Annotated in this window: 21 protein-coding genes; 16 read left to right on the top strand and 5 right to left on the bottom strand. The window is 44.0% G+C overall.

Translation table 11 applies throughout. From position 1 onward, the window contains the following. The first annotated feature begins 18 nt into the window (after positions 1–18). The 16 genes from M0Q51_10375 (at position 19) to M0Q51_10300 (ending at position 15961) form a co-directional block, all read left to right on the top strand. Positions 19–1674, top strand: coding sequence for a nucleotide sugar dehydrogenase (locus M0Q51_10375; GenBank protein ID MCK9400380.1), 1656 nt, complete (start codon positions 19–21; stop codon positions 1672–1674). Positions 1675–1771: 97 nt separating this feature from the next. Beyond that, entirely contained in the window at positions 1772–3001 is a 1230-nt protein-coding gene (locus M0Q51_10370; GenBank protein ID MCK9400379.1) for a sigma-54 dependent transcriptional regulator, read from the top strand. Beyond that, on the top strand, positions 2988–3563 hold the full coding sequence (gene lptE, locus M0Q51_10365) for an LPS assembly lipoprotein LptE (protein MCK9400378.1): 576 nt from the start codon (positions 2988–2990) through the stop codon (positions 3561–3563). The genes M0Q51_10370 and lptE overlap by 14 nt, the downstream gene beginning before the upstream one ends. Before the next feature lie 18 nt (positions 3564–3581). Then, entirely contained in the window at positions 3582–4328 is a 747-nt protein-coding gene (locus M0Q51_10360) for a hypothetical protein (GenBank protein MCK9400377.1), read from the top strand. A 12-nt stretch (positions 4329–4340) separates the two neighbouring features. Beyond that, positions 4341–4667: a preprotein translocase subunit SecG gene (gene secG / locus M0Q51_10355; GenBank protein ID MCK9400376.1), complete on the top strand. Its 327-nt coding sequence runs from the start codon at positions 4341–4343 to the stop codon at positions 4665–4667. 138 nt (positions 4668–4805) lie between these two features. Further along, entirely contained in the window at positions 4806–5084 is a 279-nt protein-coding gene (locus M0Q51_10350; protein MCK9400375.1) for a co-chaperone GroES, read from the top strand. A 40-nt stretch (positions 5085–5124) separates the two neighbouring features. Continuing rightward, positions 5125–6759, top strand: coding sequence for a chaperonin GroEL (groL, locus tag M0Q51_10345; protein ID MCK9400374.1), 1635 nt, complete (start codon positions 5125–5127; stop codon positions 6757–6759). Between the two features lie 130 nt (positions 6760–6889). Then, positions 6890–7438: a DUF4468 domain-containing protein gene (locus M0Q51_10340; protein MCK9400373.1), complete on the top strand. Its 549-nt coding sequence runs from the start codon at positions 6890–6892 to the stop codon at positions 7436–7438. A gap of 43 nt (positions 7439–7481) precedes the next feature. Beyond that, complete coding sequence (locus tag M0Q51_10335; protein ID MCK9400372.1) at positions 7482–8489, top strand: hypothetical protein; 1008 nt, start codon at positions 7482–7484, stop codon at positions 8487–8489. Continuing rightward, positions 8486–9829, top strand: coding sequence for a hydroxymethylglutaryl-CoA reductase, degradative (locus M0Q51_10330; GenBank protein ID MCK9400371.1), 1344 nt, complete (start codon positions 8486–8488; stop codon positions 9827–9829). The genes M0Q51_10335 and M0Q51_10330 overlap by 4 nt, the downstream gene beginning before the upstream one ends. A 3-nt stretch (positions 9830–9832) precedes the next feature. Further along, positions 9833–10753 (top strand): GYDIA family GHMP kinase, encoded by a 921-nt coding sequence (locus M0Q51_10325; protein MCK9400370.1) that lies wholly within the window; start codon positions 9833–9835, stop codon positions 10751–10753. Next, the gene (locus M0Q51_10320) at positions 10737–11879 is read left to right on the top strand and encodes a hypothetical protein (protein MCK9400369.1); all 1143 of its coding nucleotides are present in this window, start codon (positions 10737–10739) and stop codon (positions 11877–11879) included. The genes M0Q51_10325 and M0Q51_10320 overlap by 17 nt, the downstream gene beginning before the upstream one ends. Positions 11880–11903: 24 nt before the next feature. Then, positions 11904–12869, top strand: coding sequence for a hypothetical protein (locus M0Q51_10315; protein MCK9400368.1), 966 nt, complete (start codon positions 11904–11906; stop codon positions 12867–12869). After that, positions 12866–13921 carry a 23S rRNA (adenine(2503)-C(2))-methyltransferase RlmN gene (gene rlmN, locus M0Q51_10310; protein MCK9400367.1) on the top strand — a complete coding sequence of 352 codons (1056 nt, stop codon included), beginning with the start codon at positions 12866–12868 and terminating at the stop codon, positions 13919–13921. Before M0Q51_10315 ends, rlmN begins: the two co-directional genes overlap by 4 nt. 24 nt (positions 13922–13945) lie before the next feature. Next, positions 13946–15583: an adenine deaminase gene (ade, locus tag M0Q51_10305; GenBank protein ID MCK9400366.1), complete on the top strand. Its 1638-nt coding sequence runs from the start codon at positions 13946–13948 to the stop codon at positions 15581–15583. Positions 15584–15661: 78 nt separating this feature from the next. Continuing rightward, positions 15662–15961 carry a metalloregulator ArsR/SmtB family transcription factor gene (locus M0Q51_10300; GenBank protein MCK9400365.1) on the top strand — a complete coding sequence of 100 codons (300 nt, stop codon included), beginning with the start codon at positions 15662–15664 and terminating at the stop codon, positions 15959–15961. Between the two features lie 5 nt (positions 15962–15966). Here M0Q51_10300 and M0Q51_10295 read toward each other — a convergent pair whose 3' ends face one another. From M0Q51_10295 to M0Q51_10275, 5 genes are all read right to left on the bottom strand, one after another. Further along, positions 15967–17688, bottom strand: a complete 1722-nt coding sequence (locus M0Q51_10295) for an Ig-like domain-containing protein (GenBank protein MCK9400364.1) — start codon at positions 17686–17688, stop codon at positions 15967–15969. Then, on the bottom strand, positions 17678–18247 hold the full coding sequence (gene nadD / locus M0Q51_10290; GenBank protein ID MCK9400363.1) for a nicotinate (nicotinamide) nucleotide adenylyltransferase: 570 nt from the start codon (positions 18245–18247) through the stop codon (positions 17678–17680). The genes M0Q51_10295 and nadD overlap by 11 nt, the downstream gene beginning before the upstream one ends. Before the next feature lie 23 nt (positions 18248–18270). Continuing rightward, positions 18271–18837, bottom strand: a complete 567-nt coding sequence (gene gmk, locus M0Q51_10285) for a guanylate kinase (GenBank protein ID MCK9400362.1) — start codon at positions 18835–18837, stop codon at positions 18271–18273. Position 18838: 1 nt separating this feature from the next. Continuing rightward, a complete protein-coding gene (locus M0Q51_10280; protein ID MCK9400361.1) occupies positions 18839–19714 on the bottom strand; it encodes a YicC family protein in 876 nt (291 codons plus the stop codon). A 455-nt stretch (positions 19715–20169) separates the two neighbouring features. Beyond that, positions 20170–21741: a T9SS type A sorting domain-containing protein gene (locus M0Q51_10275; GenBank protein ID MCK9400360.1), complete on the bottom strand. Its 1572-nt coding sequence runs from the start codon at positions 21739–21741 to the stop codon at positions 20170–20172. Between the last annotated feature and the right edge of the window lie 242 nt (positions 21742–21983).

The raw sequence follows: 21983 nt of genomic DNA, 5'->3' as shown, positions 1-21983 counted from the left end.
TCTTAAAAAATTTTAAAAATGACCAAATCAAAGGACGTGCTTTTCTCTTTCAGCCCGAACGGGGAAAAATTCCCGCTTCCTATAGCGGAGGACTATGATAAGGAATTTGACCGCCTGGAAAAACTGGCAAAAAAAGCCAGAAAGGAAGGAAAGGAGGTTGTGGTAGTAATGGGCGTAGGTTTCGTGGGCGCAGTAATGGCGGCTATTGTTGCCGATACCAGGGATAAAAAAGGCAATTCCTCAAAATTTGTGATTGGGTGCCAACGCCCCAGTACACGGAGCTTTTGGAAAATCCCTATGCTGAATATGGGCGTGTCACCGGTGAAAGCGGAAGATCCGGAAGTAGAAATCCTGATCAACCGGTGTGTGAAAAAAACCAAAACACTGACGGCAACTTATAACAACGAAGCGCTGAGGCTGGCCGACTGTGTCATCGTCGATGTTCAATGTGATTACATAAAGAACTCCCTGGGCGATATGCGGGATGGCGAGGCCGATATGGCAGCACTGGAAGCCACTCTGAAGACCATTGGAGAAAAGATCCCCGAGCACTGTCTTGTGCTGATCGAAACGACCGTAGCTCCCGGAACCACAGAATTCGTGGCATGGCCAATACTCAAAAAGGAATTTACACGGCGCGGATTGAAAAAAACTCCTTTGCTGGCACATAGTTTTGAAAGGGTCATGCCGGGTAAAGAATATGTCTCCAGTATCCGTGATTTTTGGCGGGTTTGCTCGGGATGTGATAAGGAAGCCCGCGACCGGGTAGAGACATTTCTTCACGAAGTATTGAATACCAAAGACTTTCCACTGACTGTAATGGACCGGCCGATTGAATCGGAAACCACCAAGATCGTCGAAAATTCATACAGGGCTGCAATCTTAGCCTACCTGAACGAATGGAGCCTGTTTGCCGAGCGGAACGGTGTTGACCTGATCAAAGTGATCAAAGCGATCAAAATGCGGCCTACCCATAGCAACATGATATTCCCCGGCCCCGGTATCGGCGGGTACTGCCTGCCTAAAGACGGCGGCCTGGGCTATTGGGCATATCGCCATATCCTTGGATTTGAAGATGGAGACGATATATTTCAGATCACTCCGACAGCTATTGATATCAATGATACCCGGTCGCTTCATGTAGCCGAACTGACCCGTGATGCACTCCGTAATTTATCACGATATATAGCCGGATCGCAGGTGTTGGTTTGCGGTGCCAGTTACCGCCAGGATGTTGGAGATACACGTTACAGCGGATCTGAAATCGTTGTCCGGAAACTCGTCGAAATGGGAGCCGAAATAAGTGTGCACGATCCATTTGTCGATCACTGGTATGAGTTGGAGATACAGGATACTTACCCCGCCCCGGGACTGTCCTGGAAACGGTTTTTCCGCAACCAGGATCACCTGACCGAAATCAGGGTGCAAAAAGACCTGAAAAAATCCCTGAAAGGGGTCGATGCACTGATCCTGGCCGTTCCTCATGAGCCTTACCTCAACCTCTCGCCTGACGAGATCGTGAAGTGGGCCGGGAATCCTATTGCCGTGATTGATTGTTTTGGGATTCTCAGTGATGATAATATACGCAGGTATTTTGAGCTGGGCTGCGAGGTGAAAGCGCTTGGCAGGGGTCATATTCAACGGATCAAGAAGGAAGTGCAGAAGGGAAAATAGACAGATGCCCTGACAATTTGTCTTGTATTAATCACCGCGTTATTATGTCAAAATTTCATAGTATTTTTGTGCTTCTGTAAATTTTGATTTAATTGACATGGAAGTCCAGGCAATTAAGCAACGATTCGGGATTATCGGAAACTCCTCTCTTTTAATGAGAGCTATCGATATTGCCCGCCAGGTTGCACCTACCGACCTTACTGTTTTGATTACCGGTGAAAGCGGGACCGGCAAAGAAGTATTCCCACAGATCATTCATCAGCTTAGCGCCAGGAAACACGGCCCATATATCGCTGTCAATTGCGGCGCTATCCCGGAAGGTACTATCGACAGTGAACTCTTCGGCCATGAGAAAGGGTCTTTTACAGGAGCCCTGGAAGCACGAAAAGGGTATTTTGAAGAGGTTAACGGCGGAACCATTTTCCTTGACGAAGTGGCCGAACTTCCTCTATCCACGCAGGTCAGGCTCTTGCGGGTCCTGGAATCAGGTGAATTCCTGAAAGTCGGGTCCTCTAAAGTTTTAAAAACCAATGTCCGGCTTGTCGCTGCCACCAATGTTAATGTCGAAGGAGCCATACGTCAGGGGAAATTCCGGGAGGACCTTTATTACCGCTTAAGCAGTGTCCCTATTATCGTCCCGCCTTTAAGGGAGAGAAAAGATGATATCTACCTGCTGTTTCGCAAATTCGCCGCCGACTTTGCCGAGAAATACCGCATGCCTGTTATAGAGCTGGCTGATGAGGCTAAACTGATGCTCGAAAATTACCGCTGGCCGGGAAATGTCAGGCAATTGAAGAATATTACCGAACAAATCTCCATTATCGAAAGAAACCGGAAAATTTCGACGGATAACCTCAGACGATATCTCCCTGAAGGATCGTTCAGCGAATTACCGGTCCTTTACCAGGGTGAAATAAAAGAATCAGCTTACACTGAAAGGGATCTCCTTTACAAAGTCTTATTCGATATGAAGAAAGATATTCATGATCTCAAGAAGATTGTAGCTGATATCCTGCAGGATGAAAAGAGTTCCATACGTCTGGCTGAAACTAATGCCCACCTTTTTGACCATCCCGAAAATATGCAGGTGAGCCTACGCCCTGCGGAGAAAGCCATCCCGATAAAAAAAGATTTTCCTGACGACTTTGAGGATCCGGTCCAGGATTCTGAAGTGATAGAAGAATCACTTTCTCTTGAGAAAAAAGAGATCGACATGATCTATAAAGCACTTGAAAAATACAACGGAAAAAGAAAAAATGCGGCCAGGGAACTCGGTATTTCTGAAAGAACCCTTTACCGGAAGATTAAAGAATATGACATCAGGTAACATTCATTTATCGGCTCACTTTAATCATTTTACCAAACTACCGGTTCCCGGAAGATTTTGGAAAAGAACAGCACACTTATTCACACTGCTTGTTGGGTTGTCCCTGGCTGGTTGTGGCGTATATTCTTTTACCGGTGCATCAATTCCTCCTGAAGCCAAAACCATTACCATTGTTTATTTCGTCAATAATGCCCAATATATTGAACCTTCATTGAGCCAGAGTCTTACCGATGCCTTACGCGACAGGTTTCTTTCCCAGACCAGCCTTGATTTTATCAGTGAAGGAGGGGACCTTCAGCTTGAGGGTGCAATCACTGAATTTTCCACCCGGCCAGTTGCCATACAAGGGAATGAAACAGCTGCACTGAACAGATTGAGTGTAACGGTAAAAGTGAAGTACACTAATTTACTCGACCCCACTAAGGATTTTGAAACACCTTTTACACGATTTGAGGATTATCCGAGCAACCAGGATCTTTCAGCTGTAAAAGACCAGTTGATCAGCCTGATCAATGAAGCCCTGGTCGATGATATATTCAATAAAGCAGTGGTTAATTGGTAATATGAAAAGTTTTTAACCATGAACCGGCAGCAGTTTTATCAATGGATGAATGATCCGGCCTCGCTCAATTCAGATAGTCTCCCTGATTTGAAGCAATTGGCCCTCGATTATCCTTATTTCCAGACGGCCAGATTGCTCCACCTTTTGAATTTAAGGCGGTTGCAGGATTACCGCTTTGAAGTGGAACTTCGCAGGGTTGCCGCTTTTGCTGCTGACCGGCAACGCCTCAGGGAATGGCTTGGCATCCTTGAAGAACCCGAAAATCTGCCCGGACTGGCTTCTGAAAAACAAGAATCATTGCCACCATCATCTGAAAAAGTACAGGTGGATGCCCACCTCAGGATACTGGAGGAGCAGATCAAGACAAGCCTTAATGAAATCGAACTCAATAAATCACGTCTCAGGGAACTCATCGAAGAAAAAAAAGCCATTGTTGGCGAGACAGATCTTCAAACGGAAGATTTTCCTGATCAGGATAAGAAATTTTCTTTACGCCCATTGCCAAAAGATGAACTGCTGGAAGAGTTCCTCCTGCAGAAACAAAGCCAGTCAGATGGCCGTGTAACTTTTTACAGTCCTGAAGAATCGGCAAGAAGAAGCATTGAAGAAAATGACGGTGTCCTGAGTGAAACCCTGGCCAGGTTAATTGCTGCCCAGGGTAAAAAAGAAAAAGCAATTAAAATTTATCAGCAACTTATGTTGAAAAATCCCCAAAAAAGTAGTTACTTTGCAACTCAAATTGAAAAATTGAGAAAAGAACATTAAAAATTTAATAAAATGGGTTTATATATTTTAGTTTCCGTTTTGATTTTGATCGTCTGTATTTTGCTGATCCTGGTTGTCCTGGTACAGAATTCCAAAGGGGGTGGCCTGGCTGCCAATTTTGGCTCTACCGGTCAGATTATGGGTGTGCGGAAAACCGCTGATTTTCTTGAAAAAACGACATGGTCGCTGGCGATCGCCCTTTTTGCACTTTGCCTGATTTCAATCCTGGTAATCCCAAGAAATACAACTGTTGGCAGCACACAGGATACCGAACTTCGTGATAAAATAGAAAATATGCAGCCGGTGCCATCTGATCAGGTTCCTCCGGAACAGCAGTAATATTTTGAAGATTTTCTGTTAAAACATTGAAATGTCAGAATGTCATAAGATTCTGACATTTCTTTTTCATATCCGCTTTGGCATAAATTATGACTGCACAAGGTGGAAAAAATTATCAAACTTTAAAAATTTATAAATATGACAAAGATCAGTATCAAACCTTTATCAGATCGGGTAATTATTGAACCGGCCATTGCTGAAGAAAAATCAGCAGGCGGTATTATTATTCCGGATACGGCCAAGGAGAAACCCCAGCGTGGAACTGTTGTAGCTGTTGGACCGGGAAAGAAAGATGAGCCTATTACCGTTAAAGTAAATGACCAGGTCCTGTATGCTAAATATGCAGGTACAGAATTCACCTATGAAGGTAAAAATTACCTCATTATGCGTGAATCTGATATTGTAGCAATTGTTTAAAAAAATTATTTTAAATCATAAACCTTAAAAATCTTAAAACATGGCAAAAGATATCATATTCGACCTGGCCGCAAGAGAAAAACTGAAAAAAGGTGTCGATGAACTTTCCAATGCAGTAAAAATAACCCTCGGGCCAAAAGGTCGTAACGTAATTATTCAGAAGTCTTTCGGCTCGCCCGTTATCACCAAAGACGGCGTAACAGTAGCCAAAGAAATTGAACTGAAGGATAACGCCGAAAATATGGGAGCCCAGATGGTGAAAGAAGTTGCTTCCAAAACCAGTGATCTCGCCGGTGACGGGACGACCACCGCTACTGTGCTGGCCCAGGCTATTTTCATCACGGGACTGAAAAATGTCACCGCCGGTGCAAACCCGATGGAAATCAAGAGAGGAATTGAAATAGCAGTAGTTAAAGTTATCGAATCATTGAAAGCCCAAACCAGGCAGATTGGCGACAGCTTTGAGAAGATCGAGCAGGTTGCATCTATTTCAGCCAATAATGACAGCACCATTGGCAAACTGATCGCTGAAGCTATGTCTAAGGTGAAGAAAGAAGGCGTGATCACCATCGAAGAGGCTAAAAGCATGGAAACCTCTGTTGAGGTAGTGGAAGGCATGCAATTTGACCGCGGTTATATTTCACCTTATTTCGTTACGGATACCGAAAAAATGGAATCTGTTTACGAGAACCCCTATATCCTGATCCACGACAAGAAAATCTCCATTATGAAAGATCTTCTGCCGATTTTGGAAAAAGCCGCCCAGACCGGCCGGCCGCTTGTCATCATCGCAGAAGATGTGGAAAGCGAAGCGCTGGCTACCCTTGTCGTAAATAAGATCAGGGGCGCCCTGAAAGTCGTTGCTGTGAAAGCTCCTGGTTTTGGCGACAGAAGGAAAGAAATGCTCGAAGATATTGCCATCCTGACGGGTGGTACGGTTATCTCTGAAGAAAAAGGCTATAAGCTGGAAGATGCAAGCCTGGAATACCTCGGACAGGCTGAAAAGATCTCCGTTGATAAGGAAAACACGACGATCGTCGGTGGAAAGGGAAAGAAAGAGGATATCATTTCACGGGTTAAACAGATCAAAATTCAGATCGATAACACCACGTCGGATTATGACAAGGAAAAGCTGCAGGAACGCCTGGCTAAACTGGCCGGCGGTGTAGCGGTGATCTATGTTGGTGCAGCCAGTGAAGTTGAAATGAAAGAAAGAAAAGACCGTTTTGTTGACGCGCTGAACGCGACCCGGGCCGCTATCGAAGAAGGCATCATCCCAGGTGGAGGTGTCGCTTACCTGCGTGCCATTGATACTATTGCTAAACTGAAGGGTGAGAATGAAGACCAGACCACCGGTGTGGCCATCATCCGCCGTGCACTCGAAGAACCCCTCCGCCAGATCGTTGCTAACGCCGGCCTGGAAGGCTCGGTAGTTGTACAACGGGTCAGGGAAGGCAAAGGTGACTTCGGTTTCAATGCCCGTACTGAGAAATATGAAAATCTATTCGAATCTGGCGTGATCGATCCGACGAAAGTCGCCCGCGTCGCCCTGGAAAATGCTGCCTCAATTGCCAGCATGTTGCTCACTACTGAATGTCTCCTCGCAGATTCAAAGGAGGATAAAGAATCAAAAATGCCAATGGGCGGTGGTGGAATGCATGACGGAATGTATTAATAGACCCCGTTTTATTCTAAAGGCTGCCCACGAAAGGCGGCCTTTTTTTATGCCTGAACCTGTCTGGTAAAATCCATGCCGCTTTCCTTTAATATTTCGTATTTTTGTCATGATATGTAAATTATTAACCATGAAAACAATACTTTCCATATTGATTGTCGCTTTTGGCCTGTTAACTGCCTCAGCCCAGGAAGATGCTTCACTGAATATGCCGGTGGATGAGGTTACCGGATTGATTTCTTATAAAGAAGTGATCAATGAAGAAGGCACAAAAGATACATTATTTAACCGCTGCTCCTCATGGCTTCATACATTCTATGCAAATCCATGGGATGCCGCTAAAGTGAGGGACCAATCGACTGGCCTTATCAAAATTCAGCACCAGTTCAGGGTTTATGATTATGATGACCTCGGGAACAGACAGGATGCCGGGATGATCCTGTATAATGCGAAGATCGAATTTAAAGAAAACCGTTACCGTGTTGTTGTCGACAATTTTATTTTGAAACTGGTTTCCCGCTACCCGGTTGAAAAATGGCTTGATAAAAGTGCTCCTGATTATAATGTGAAATGGAAAAGTTACCTTGAGCAGATCGATTCTTTTGTGAGGGATGAATTGATTAAATCATTGAAGGAGAAAATGAAACCTGGTCAGGAAATCAAGGATGAAGAATGGTAAATGATAGCTTGTATCCATGAAAAATGTAATTTAATGGAATAAAATGACTGACCGGAAAAAAGACCATATCAACCTTGCTTTCCAGGCGAAAACCGGAATGGAAGAGATCGACAGAAGGTTTTTCTATGAACCCCTGATGGCTAAACATCCGGTTACCGGCCTGGTTCCATTTAAATTCCTGGGCAAGATGTTGAGGGCGCCAATATGGGTATCAAGCATGACCGGCGGAACCCGTCTTGCTGGTCAGATTAACCGCAACCTTGCGCAGGTATGCCGGGAGTTTGGCCTGGGTATGGGTCTTGGTTCCTGTCGCCCGTTGCTGGAAAGTGATGATCATTTTTCCGATTTCGATATAAGGGATACGATTGGAAATGATCTTCCATTCTATGCCAATCTTGGGATTGCACAACTGGAAGAAATGGTTCTAAAAGATGATATTTCCCCTGTTGACCAGTTAATAGAAAAACTCAGGGCTGATGGCCTCATCATTCATGTCAACCCGCTTCAGGAATGGTTGCAGCCTGAAGGTAACCTGTTCAGTCAGCCACCCATTGATACGATCAGGTCGTACCTGAAAATGACCAGCCACCCGGTCATAGTAAAAGAAGTGGGACAGGGTATGGGGCCGGAGAGCCTGCGGGCATTACTGGAACTTCCGCTTGAAGCCATTGAAATGGCCGCTTTCGGTGGGACAAATTTTGCAAAAGTGGAATTGCTTCGTTCCGACGAGTTTAAACAGCAATATTATGAACCAGTCAGCCGGATCGGCCATGATGCTTTTGAAATGACAGATCTGATCAATGAAATACTGGATGATAATAATACGACGGTCAGGTGCCGGCAAATCATTATTTCCGGAGGTATCCGCTCTTTTCTTGACGGGTATTATCTCATCAATCGCTGTAAATTACCTGCAATATATGGGCAAGCATCGGGATTCCTGAAATATGCCAGTCAATCTTATGAGGAATTAAAAAAATTCGTGGAATACCAGATAGAAGGGATTAAACTTGCCCGTGCCTATTTTGTAATTAAGGATTCTGACAGATGAACATTAATGGTATCATCAACGGTTTCTCCAAGATGAACAAGGAGGAGAAACTCAAGCTTGTCGCCAGCTTTTTTGATCACCCCGAAAAGGTCCTGCGGGAACTTAAATCATATTGGCACCGGGACCCGCAAAAGCAAACCCTGTTCGATGAATTCAGCGAAAACACCTTATCCAATTTTTACTTTCCATTTGGGATTGCACCGAACTTCCTCATCAATGGCAAGAACTATATGGTCCCCATGGTCATCGAGGAAAGCTCGGTCATAGCTGCCGCCTCGAGCAGCGCTAAATTCTGGGCCGAGCGCGGCGGGTTCCATGCTGAAGTGATCTCAACGGAAAAGATAGGGCAGGTGCATTTTCTGTGGAAAGGTAACCCTGATAAACTGGAAAAAGCCATGCCTGAGCTGAAACGCGCCCTGCTGGCCGGCACTAAAGGTATAACTTCAAATATGGAAGGCAGGGGAGGAGGTATCCTTGATATTCTGTTAATTAAAATGAATGAAGAAATCGAGGATTATTACCAGCTCAAGGTATCTTTTGAGACAGTCGATTCGATGGGTGCCAATTTCATCAATTCGGTCCTGGAAGAGTTTGCACGTCTGCTGAAAGAATTCCTGGTGAAAAGTCCCCGGTTTGAGGAAGAGGAAAAAGATTGCGAGATCATCATGTCTATATTATCGAACTATACACCGGATTGCCTGGTCAGGGCATATGTCGAGTGCGATATTAAAGAGCTGCTGCCCAATGATAGTGAAATGAGCCCGGAGAAATTTGCCTGGAAATTCCAGAAAGCCATCGAGATTGCCAAAGTCGATGAATATCGCGCCGCCACCCATAATAAAGGGATTTTCAACGGGATTGATGCCCTTGCACTGGCTACCGGTAACGATTTCAGGGCTATCGAGGCAGGCGCCCATACTTATGCCTGCAGGAGTGGTAAGTATCAAAGTCTTACTGATCTTGCGCTCGAAGGCGACATTTTTCATTATGAACTTAAAGTCCCGCTTGCCATGGGAACAGTTGGCGGATTGACATCGCTTCATCCCATGGCCAGATTCTCCCTCGAAATGCTCGGTAACCCGAGTGCAAGGGAATTGATGATGATCGCTGCTTCTGCCGGCCTGTCTAATAATTTCGGGGCTGTTAAATCGCTTGTAACCAAAGGAATCCAGGTGGGCCACATGAAAATGCACCTCTTCAATATTCTTAATTTTTATGCCGCCACGCAGGAAGAAAAACAAAAAGCAGTCGAATATTTTATAAACCACAAGGTGTCGTTCAAATCAGTCACCGACTTCATCAATAACCACAGGTCTCATATCCTGGGTGTAAAAAGCTGACAATTGAGAAGCGGAGAGTTTTATTCAAAGGGCAAATTTCTTCTTTCCGGTGAATATTTTGTGCTGTATGGCGCAAAAGCATTGGCCGTGCCGTTGAAATTCGGTCAGCGGATGCTTGTACATGAAATTTCTCCACCTGGAATTCTGGAATGGGAAACGTACGTCCTGGATAAAATTTGGTTTACGGCCCGGCTCCGCTTGAAGGATATGACAATCCTTGATTCTTCCGATCAAAAAACGGCTTTTTTCATCCGTGATTTATTGAAAGAGGGAGGGAAGCTACAGCCAGAACTTGGGTTGACCTCTCAGGGTTTCTCTATCCGCAACAACATTAATTTCGACATCCGCTGGGGCCTTGGAAGCAGTTCTTCCCTGGTTTCAAACCTTGCTTACTGGCTGGATGTCGATCCTTATGCTTTATACCGGAGCTCATTCCAGGGTTCCGGGTACGACGTTTTTTGCGCCAGGGCAAGCCAGCCAATAATATATCAACTGAAGGATAAGCACCACGAAATTCATGAAGTGTACTTCAAACCTGCTTTCGCTGATCATTTATTTTTTATTTATTTAGGGCGGAAACAGGATTCCCAGGAAAGTGTCAGGAAATTCATGGCACAGCCATTCAAGGATGATCAAATAATCCTCAAAGTATCAAACCTGACCGATGCCTTAGTTAATGCAGATGATTTCGAAGATTTTTTATCGGTCATGCGTTTGCATGAAGAGACGATTTCTGCTGCCATTGGCCTGCCAGTTGTAAAACAGGAAACCTTTCCGGATTTCAACGGAGAAATAAAATCGCTCGGGGCCTGGGGTGGCGATTTCGTGATGGCAGTGACTGAAATGAATCAGGAAGAAGTAAGGAAATATTTTGCCGGAAAAGGTATGACGGTTATTTTCACATGGGATGAGATTATATATTGAAAATTCAAAAATAAAAATTGAATATTATGTACCTTCATTTCCTGGTTATAGAATGATAGAACATAGCGAATTTAAATCTGGTAAAATATCCTGGCGAAGCCCTTCAAACATCGCCCTGGTCAAATATTGGGGGAAGAAAAAGGTCCAGATACCTGCAAACCCTTCATTGAGCATGACCCTAAGCAGGGCTTATACTGAGATGACTTTGGAATTCTGGCCGAAGGATGAAAAAGCAGGCGTTCCATGGCTTGAATTCTTATTTGAAGGCAGGAAACAGGAGAATTTTGAGAAAAAAATTGCCCTTTACCTCCAGTCTTTATTTACAGAATATCCATTTTTGAATGAATTCACTTTCAGAATTTCCAGTTCCAACACATTTCCCCATTCAACAGGTATCGCATCCTCGGCTTCAAGTATGAGTGCGCTGGGACTCTGCGCAACTGACTTTCTATCCCGCTTTAGCGGGATTTCCATACCGCAGCAACCGTTCCTGCAGGAAGCCTCCCGACTTTCCCGGCTGGCATCCGGAAGTGCCTGCCGGTCGGTTTACGGAGGATATGTGATTTGGGGATATGTACCAAAACTTACCGGGACATCCGATGAATTCGCTATCCCGGTGCCTTATGAGGTGAACCCGGTATTCAAAGGCATGAAAGATGCGATCCTGGTGGTCAGCAGTAAGGAAAAAGAGGTAAGCAGCCGGGCAGGACATTCCCTGATGGAGGGCCATCCCTTCGCCGGACCACGTTATGAAATGGCTATGACCAATATGTTGGATCTTTCAAAAGCTCTCCGCTCCGGGGATTTTGACGGGTTCATCAGGATAACTGAATCTGAAGCCTTAAACCTGCATGCCCTGATGATGTCTTCATATCAGTCTTATCTGCTTATTGAACCTAACACCCTGAATATTGTTAATGCCATACGGATGTTCAGAAAAGAAACGAAGATCCCTGTTTGCTTTACCCTGGATGCAGGCCCTAATGTCCACATGCTATATCCGGCACTACATAACCTGGCCGTTCGGAAATGGATCAATGAAGAATTGGTGAATTACTGCGAAGATGAAAAATGGATAGATGACGGGATTGGTAGTGGTCCGGAGAAATTAAATTCTGAAACATGAAACTTGAAACTTGAAATTTGGAAAATGAAGGGTGAGGTATTTTACGCGAAGATCATGTTGTTCGGCGAATACAGTGTTATCTGCGATTCGATGGGACTTACCATACCTTACGCCCATTTTACCGGTGAGCTTAGATTCGTCAACCAGGAGCAATATACAAAGTATGAACTGGCAGTTGAGTCAAACAAGCACCTGAGGGATTATCTGCAGTATTTAAAAGATTTGCAAAATGGATCAGGTTCCAGGTTTAAACTTGATCTGGAACGGTTTGAAAATGATATCAATAAAGGCCTTTACTTCGAATCAAATATCCCGCAGGGCTATGGCATAGGCAGTTCAGGTGCCCTTGTGGCCGCGGTTTATGACCAGTATGTTTTACAGGGCGTCAAAAACAGGAAGATATTGACCGGGACGGAAATATCAGATCTGAAAGAAGTTTTTTCGCGGATGGAATCTTACTTTCACGGTGTCAGCTCCGGTCTCGACCCATTACTATGTTACATCCGCCACCCGCTGCTGATCAGAAATAAACTTCAGATAGAAACAGTGGGTATTCCCAGGGATAAATTTGGTGCCAATAGCGCCATTTTTCTCGTCGATTCCGGTACCCTTGGTAAAACAGGCCCTTTGGTCAATCTGTTTTTTGCAAGATGTAAGGAAGAGAAATTTATAAAACGCGTGAGGGAGGTGTTTATCCCGGCGAATAATGGTTGTATTGAAACATTGTTGAAAGGCGAAATGGAACCATTCTTCAGTCACCTGGCTGATTTATCAACTTTTCAATTTGAATTTCTTCCTGAAATGATCCCCTCAAATATGAAAGCTATCTGGGAATCAGGCCTTCAACGCAGTGATTTTAAAATGAAACTCTGCGGATCCGGCGGCGGTGGATTTTTATTAGGTATCTCTGAAGATTTTAAACAAACCCGGAAGTATTTTCAGCAACACGAACTGGATCTGATCCCGGTTTTTAAAAATGATAAAGATTGAACAAAGACATTATCAATATCAGAACCCAAACCCTGGCCGAGTTGGAAAAATTTTTCAGGGAACAAGGAGGGGAACGCTTTCGGGCCCGGCAGGTTTACGACTGGCTATGGAAGAAAACAGCCCGCTCTTTCGACCAGATGACTGATATCTCTCTTAAAACAAGGGATTTGCTTAAACAGCATTATACCATCAATGCACTGGAAATCAATACTACCCAGAAGAGTGAGGATGGGACCATCAAAATGTCGTTTAAGCTCTTCGACGAGCATATTATCGAAGGCGTGCTGATCCCTTCAGGTACCAGGATGACGGCCTGCATTTCCTCGCAGGTCGGCTGCAACCTGGCCTGTAAATTCTGCGCTACCGGAATGATCCGCTATATCAGGAACCTCAATTTCGATGAAATATTCGACCAGGTTGCCATTATTGGTGAGACTGCCCGCCGGGAGTATGGCCAGGCACTCAGCCATATCGTCTATATGGGAATGGGTGAACCAATGCTGAATTATCATAATGTACTGCAATCTGTTGCAAAAATTACCGCGGAAGACAGCCTGGCGATGTCACCCCAGCGGATTACCGTTTCAACTGTCGGTATCGCCCCGATGATCCGGCAGCTTGGAAAAGATAAAGTCAGGTTTAACCTGGCCCTTTCTTTACATTCTGCCGTTAATGAAAAACGTAACCAGATCATCCCTTATAACTTGCGGAATACCCTTGATGACCTGATCGAAGCAGTGAAATACTTTCATGAGCAGACCCACACCCGTATAACCCTTGAATATGTGATGCTCAGGGGTTTCAATGATACAATGGCCGATGCCAGGGCATTGGCTGAATTCTGCAAAAACTTCCCCGTCAAGATCAACCTGATCCAGTACAATCCGGTGGAGAATGTACCTTATGAAGACTCCGGACAGGAGCGGACGGAAGCTTTTAAAGATTTCCTCGATCGTAAAAACCTGGTTGTCAACATCAGGCGAAGCCGCGGCAAAGATATAGATGCAGCCTGCGGACAGCTTGCCAATAAGATTATCAATAAAAAGTCCTAACTTTGTACCTATAACCAATTAATTATGAAAGAAAATTCTTTTTCTGTTGAGGGAAGGATAATTGATGTGGTCAGTGGCCGGATATTTCCCGGGACAGTGCAGGTTAGTGATGGAAAGATCACTACTGTGAAGGAAGAGCCGGTGAAAGAATCGGTATACATTCTTCCGGGATTGATTGATGCCCATATCCACATTGAGAGTTCAATGCTCATTCCTTCGGAATTCGCCCGTTTAGCTGTAATCCACGGAACAGTGGCCACGGTTTCCGATCCGCATGAAATAGCCAATGTGCTTGGTGTGGAAGGGATCAGGTTTATGATCGCAAACGGGAAAAAAGTCCCGTTCAAATTTTACTTTGGCGCCTCTTCCTGTGTGCCGGCCACTCCATTTGAAACGGCCGGGGCAAGCCTGGGAGTTGATGAAATTGATGAGTTGCTGCAGATGGATGAGATCGGTTACCTGTCGGAAATGATGAATTTTCCCGGAGTTTTAATGGGAGATGTAAACGTGATGGCCAAACTGGCCCTGGCCAGGAAATATGGAAAGCCGGTCGATGGCCATGCTCCGGGCCTTATGGGCGAGGAAGCACGCAAGTATATCCAGGCAGGCATTTCGACCGATCATGAGTGTTTTACACTTGAGGAAGGAATAGAGAAGGCAAAATTTGGCATGAACATCCTGATCCGGGAAGGCAGCGCTGCCCGCAATTTTGATACCCTGGCCCCGTTGTTGGATGCTTTCCCTGACCAGGTCATGTTCTGCTCCGATGACCGGCATCCCGATGATTTATTGCGCAGGCATATTAATGACATCGCCCGTAGGGCAATTTTAAAAGGCTATGATCCCATATCAGTCATCAAAGCCTGTACCCTGAATCCCAAAAAACATTATAACCTTGGCACCGGCCTTTTGCAACCCGGTGATCCTGCGGATTTTATCGTTATTGATGATCCCGGGATTTTCAATGTTTTAAAGACCTATATCGATGGAATGCTCGTGGCAGATAATGGGAAAAGCCTCATCCGGTCTGTAAGCGAAAATCCGGTTAACCGTTTTGAAGCCCGCCGGATATCGGCGGAAGAGCTTGCTGTTAAACCACTTGGGAAAAAGATAAGGGTCATTGAGGCCCTGGAAGGGCAGTTAATTACCCATGAGTTAACGGAGGTTACAAAAGTCGAAAATAATAATGTGGTCAGCGATCCCGAAAGCGATATTCTTAAAATTACTGTTCTGAACCGTTATAAGCCGGTACCACCTGCCGTGGCATTCATCAGGAGCTTCGGCCTGAAGTGGGGAGCTATTGCTTCCACGGTTGCCCATGACAGCCATAATATCATTGCAGTTGGCGTGAAGGACGAAGATATCGCAAAAGCTGTCAATACCCTTGTGGATTCAAAAGGCGGGATCTGTTGTGTCGATGGAGAAAATATTTATCACCTGCCGCTTCCTGTCGCCGGGCTCATGTCAGAAGCCGATGGTTTTGAAATCGCTGCAAAATATGAACAGATTGATCAGAAAGCACGGTCATTAGGGACTAAACTCAGGGCACCATTTATGACACTTTCATTTATGGCCCTTTTGGTGATCCCTGAACTTAAACTTAGCGACAAAGGTCTTTTTGACGGAGGAAGCTTTAAATTCACGCCTGTTTTTTTAGAATAGATATAAATAACATAAAATATATATATATATTTATAAAGCTGGAATGTAATTTTATATTTTAGCAAAAAATTTATAAATATGGGAAAAGTTCAGATACAAATTGAAAAGCTCGAACAGGCTGCCAGTAAGCTAAGAGCCATGGCCCATCCGATGCGGATTGCTATCATTGAATTATTGCATGACGGCAATCAAATGAGCGTTACGGATATTTACAAAAAACTGAAGATTGAGCAGGCTGCGGCCTCTCACCATCTTAATATCCTGAAAAATAAAGGAGTGCTTGCATCCCGGCGTGATGGCAAAAAGATTTTTTATTCAATTAAAAATAAGGTGCTTACCGAAATAGTTGATTGCCTGAACCGTTGCAATGACGAATAATCAGATTATTGCAACTTCCATTCTTCCTGCAGATCCCAATTTGCCCTTATGCTGAGCGGAGGCATATAGTATTCCACACGCTCCGGCAATAAATTCTTGTTATATTTCCCCGTATCCCATTTCCCGTTCGAATTGGCATCAAAAATAACTTTTAGCATATAATTTCCTGGCTTCAGGTATTCGAACCGATTTATGCCTGTATTGGTCAAGGTTTTTTCCTGCATTACATTTTCTTTGTCATCCAACAGCTGAAGGATGTACTGACCTGATTTTTCAGGTAATGCAATATCCATCATTAAAATGCCATAATCTTCCAACGCCCTTACTTTAAATACGATAGTAATGCTGTCGTTATATAATCCGCTCAAATCGCAGAATGCAGAATCTTCAATCAGTAATTTATAAGCTTCCTTTTCGAGCCATTTATATGACAAATCACCTTTTCTCCGGAGCGAATCGGAAAAGGAAAACAATGGAACAAGGGTATCAGTCGAAGTATAGAGGGTGAGTTTGCCGGGGTCAAAATACTGGATCGGGCTGGCAAAGAAAAGACTGAAATGCTTGTTAAGGTCTAAAAGGCCTGTCAAAGCGCTTGAATTGACCTTCAATCCTTCCTTTGCTGATTCTCTTCGCTTTCCGGGCCGGGCCGGAGTTGTTCTGCCGGGAAAAAACCTTGTTGTATCAACCAGGGAATCACCGGCGCTGACTCTCACCCTGATCGTATCCGGAAGGCCGGACCTCAGCCAGAAATTCAAGGTATCTTTCGTTTTGTTAAATTCCGGTATATACCAATCAGGACGGGCAGGTTGAAAATCTACCGGGGAGATCTCAACAGAATCCACCGGCATACGGAAAATATACTGTAGCAAACTGCTGCCAAACAGTTTCTTGCTCAGCAATCTTTGAGTGGAATCTATTTCTTCAAATAAGTAAAGTGTAAATGATTCTTTCGGAACGATCTGGAAAGCTGGTGGTAAAATTGTGTCGTTATTAGTGGATACGGCAGTATCAATGATTGGTTCGGGGGGTGCTATCGTTATCAGGCTGTCCAGGAAAGCAAAGCGTTCGTTCGGGAGGTCAAATATGTAATTGTTATTTAAATCCTGCAATGCAACAAGCTTATACTGACCTTGTGCAAGGTTGTTTATTCTGAATGAGCCGTCTTCCGTCGTTTTAGATGCGCTTCTTGGCGGAATTTTCAAGGGAAGCGAATCCAGCGGAATCGTATCATTCTCATCTGTATAAACCATTGCGATAATTTCAACTTCAGGCTGATGGTTGAAAGCATTAATGACTATTCCGCTTATGGATAAAGAATCGATATGGTCCCCGGTAGAAAACACATACTCAAAATTTGTAAGGGGATTATTCTCGGAATAATCGATGATCGAATTTCCAAAATTGATCGTATAAGTTGAGTTCGGCTTCAGTTCCTCCATAAATTCCACCGTGATATTCTTTCCAATAGTTTTGAATTCCGGCCGGGTTCTCATTGGTGGTGAAATAAAGATCTCTTTTGCCGGATCCTTGAGCTGGATGAATTCATCAAAGGAGATCGTGATTTTCTTTGCATTAAAAGAAACCGAACGGTCAGGAGGGAATGCAGACCTGACCTCCGGGGGGGTAATGTCTTTTGGGCCGCCGGAAGGCGAACCCTGACGGGCACAACTAATCAGCAAAATTCCCGGGATAAGGAATAAAACCAATAAAACTTGCTTATTTCTCATAGAAATGCATCTCAATTATATATTCATAAACCTTATCGGGAACGAAATAGCGGATGTCTCTTCCATCAATAACAGCCTGGCGGATAAAACTGGACGAGATCTCCATCAGCGGAGCATCAAAGATGACAACATGGGGATGTGAGGCATAAGGTCCTGCATCAAAACCGGGGCGCCGGTAAATGTAGAATTTGTAATTTTCAAGAAGTGTCGCGTAATTCTTCCATTTATGAAAAGTCGGGAAGATATCGGTCCCTGCGATCAGCACGAACTGGTGATCGGGATGTTTTTCTTCCAGCCTGACCATCGTATCTATGGTGTAAGAAGGCTGTGGCATCTTAAACTCCATGTTGCAGGCCCTAAGCCTGGGGTTATCTTCAACGGCGATCTGTACCATCGCATACCGGTGATGGTCGGCCAGCAGGGTTTTCTTCTCCTTTAGCGGATTATGCGGTGAAATTACCATCCAGACATCATCCAGATCGGTAAACCCGAGCATATAACCGGCAATGATCATATGACCGGTATGAATGGGATTGAAAGATCCGAAAAAGAGCCCCACTTTTTTTATTTTTGGCGAGTCGGTCATGATTTCAGAAATAGGCTGATATTCCGGATAGCTTCACTGGTTGCTTTTTCGAGATTATCATTTATTATGATTTTATCGAATTTTCCTGAGAAAGTCATTTCGTAACCGGCTTTTTCCAATCGCTTTTGTAGACTTTCCTCGTTCTCTGTTGATCTCAGCCTCAGGCGTTTTTCCAGTTCTTCCAGCGATGGTGGCATGATAAATAAGGCCAGGGAGATATCAGGATACAGGTTCTTCAGGTTTATACCGCCTTGCACATCCAGGTCGAAGAGCACATGGTGACCGTTCTTCCAGATCCTTTCGACTTCTGATTTTAGTGTTCCGTAGTATTGATCCGCATATACCTCCTGCCATTCGAGCAATTCGCCATTCCTGATCTTATTCCTGAACTCTTCAATGGATATGAAGAAGTAATCTTTACCATTTATTTCATTTACCCGTGGTGGGCGACTGGCGGATGAAACGGAAAATTCCAGATTCAGGCCGGCCTTCAGCAGGCGCCTCACGATCGATGTTTTTCCTGCCCCTGAGGGAGCGCTGACGATGATAAATTTACCTTTCACCTCAAAGTATGTTGGCCAATTGTTCTTTGATCTTTTCCAGTTCGTCCTTCATCTGAACCACGATCATCTGTATCTGGGCCTCATTCGCTTTAGATCCCAGTGTGTTGATTTCCCTTCCTATTTCCTGGGTAATGAACCCAAGCTTTTTACCCGGAGATTCCAACTCAGGCAGGGTCAGGATAAAAAATTCGCAATGCTTTTGAAGCCTGATCTTTTCCTCAGTGATATCCAGCTTCTCAAAATAATAGATCAGCTCCTGCTCGAGCCGGTTCCGGTCGTAGGATTTATCCTGGCTGATTTCTTCCAGGCGCATTTCGAATTTAGTTTTGATATTTGCTATTCTTACACTTTCAAGGGGATCAATATCATTGAGTAAAGCAAGAATACGTTCAATACGGAAAACAAAATCCTTTTGTAAAATCGTCCCTTCAGCTATGCGGAATTTATCCACCTCATCAATGGCTGCTGAGAGTGCCTGGCTGATCAGAACCCACTCTTCTTCCGAAAATTCTTCCTTTTCGGATTTCAGTACATCCGGCATACGGACAAGTATTGATAAAAGGTCACTGTGCTGGTTTTCTGGAATAGAAGCAGCCAGGTCTTTCAACTGTTCAAAATATTGCAGGGCTATATTTTTATTGATCGACATTACCGGCTGGTCATTCTTTGATTCAACGTTAATGTTGACATCCACTTTACCCCGTTCCAACCGCTGCGCTATCAGCGACCTGGTAGCCATCTCCTTTTCACGGTAAACAGACGGGGCCCTGAAGCTCAGGTCGAGTTGTTTATTGTTCAGCGACCTGATCTCTACCGTGATAATCCTGCCGGGAAGATCAACCTGACTTTTACCGAATCCTGTCATGGACCTTATCATAATGAAAGAGATTTATTTTACAAAGATAACCTGCCTTTGTTGGAAAGCAAAATAAAGGTCAGGAAGTTGTCATAAGGTGGTCATAAAGTAGTCAGAAGGTTTTCATAAGGTGGTCAGAAAGTGGTCAGAATGTTGTCATTATCCGATGCGATGGGTAATTCTGCGTAGTTGATAAAGTACTGTAGAACTGCAATATACGCGTAGTACCGATTCCCCGTAGGGGATCATCAAATTAAATGTAAAATGCGAAATGCACAATGGAACATGTGTTTTCTGCCCTCCCCTTATTCCCCTCCCATGCCAATATTGGAAGGGAAAACCAGGATTATCGCGGGAGGGGAAAGATTTATTGTGATGCCACCAGTTCTATAAATATGGAACTTCTCCGAAGTTCTTCCGAAAGCAATCCGGATTTTAAAATTGCTAGCCATCAATAACCAACCGCCGACCGCTGACTACCTGACCACCACAAACTTCGCACTTGCCCGCACCAACTTCCCATCCCTCAGCCTCACGAGGTAAATTCCCGGCGGGTAGGCGGAAACATCGACTGTCCAGCCCCCACCCTGGCTCTCCCCCACAGCGGGGGAGGGAAGATTGATCTCTCCCACTTCTCTCCCGAAAATATCATAAATCTCCAATCCCAAATCCTTGTAAAACCGTCCATCGTCCATGTAAAATCGTACCTGAATCTGATCCCTTGCCGGGTTTGGCCATAAGAACAACCCTCCACGCTCCCATGCCTCCATGCCTCCATGCTCTTGTTCTTCCTCAATCCCCACCCAGCAATTCTCAATTTCACATCCTACACTATCAACTTTCAATACCCACATTTTTTGTACATTATTGGGTGGATCTAATGTATAAGCCTGCCCGGTAGCCACAAATCCATTATCTGATGTCTGTGATACATCATATAAATAATTAGTTCCAAAACTTGGGTCTTCAGGATAGTAAAAATAATCACGGTACCAAAGACTATCTCCATTTGAATTAAAACGGAAAAGCCAACCTGCGTGGGGTAAATATGTCGAAATCCTGGAATCGCCACAAGCTAAAAGATCACCATTTTCTAAACAAATAATATTAGAAATATAATTTAATGTTTGACTTGTTTTATATTTCTTATTCCATAGGATATCACCTTGTAAACTAATTTTAATCAAATTTGTACGCGTATAAGCATACTCAGGGGTGATCATAGAATCTGCATAAGCAGTCAGCACAATGATGCAACTATCCTGGCTGTTACAAAGCATGGGCTTATCATCCAGGAACGGACCACCCAGATTGAGGAACCATTCATAATTACCCAGGCTATCGGTTTTGTAGACAATCGGATCTGCAGTTTCTTCATACCCTATATACGGGATACGTCTCCAACTACCTATTGCATACCCATTATCAGATGTCTGAATTAAACTTTTAGCCCAATCACTACTATCAGATCCATATTGGTTCCTCCATAATTCATTGCCATTGGAGTCAGTCTTAATAAGAATTATATCTTTATTAGCTTCGTTACCAGAAATATTGCCTAATAGTGCAAAACCTCCGTCATTTGTTGTTGTGCATATTCTTCCAACGAAAATAGTATCAGAATCACTGGTGAATGTTTTCGTCAAGATCGTATCGCCAGAATTATCAAACTTGTAAAAAAGGCCATATATTGAATCGTTTAAATAGTCATCAACTGTGCCGAATAGTCCGTAACAATTATTATTTATTGTCAATCCTCCTTCATCACCGGCCCAAAAGTCACATCCATCTTTGCCAAAATTTTTCCAGGAGGTGATTTCTCCTTCGGGATTAATTATAAACGTAGAGGTATTATAGTAATAATCTGAAATACTGTCGCCAGATAAGGCACATCCGAAATATCCGTTATTCATACCGATGATACCCCCTCCAATAGCCCAGGTGCCATTCGGGTTATAAACTTCATTGAAGTACCAGGGCTGGCTGTAGCCGGCCCTGGTCATAAAGCTAAACAATGCGAGTAATATCAATTTATGCCTTACAGCCATAAAAGGGATTCGTTGAGTCTATTATACAGAATTATTTCACGATAATGATCTTACCTGTTTTCTACCAATATTCGACTCTTTCCTGTGAATGCTGATTATCTGGATACTACAAACTTTCCCGAGTTTGACACTTCATTTTTGTAATTGATTTATATACAGCACAGTAATGGCTTGCATAGAGGTTTGTGCCACTACATTTCGTTCTTTTTTATAAGATTTTAGATGGTATTCTCATGTTCATA

The sequence above is a fragment of the Bacteroidales bacterium genome (genome assembly GCA_023229505.1).
Lineage (GTDB): Bacteria > Bacteroidota > Bacteroidia > Bacteroidales > JAGOPY01 > JAGOPY01.
Note: the sequence above shows the minus strand (reverse complement) of the source record. Positions and strands in the feature narration are given on the sequence as shown.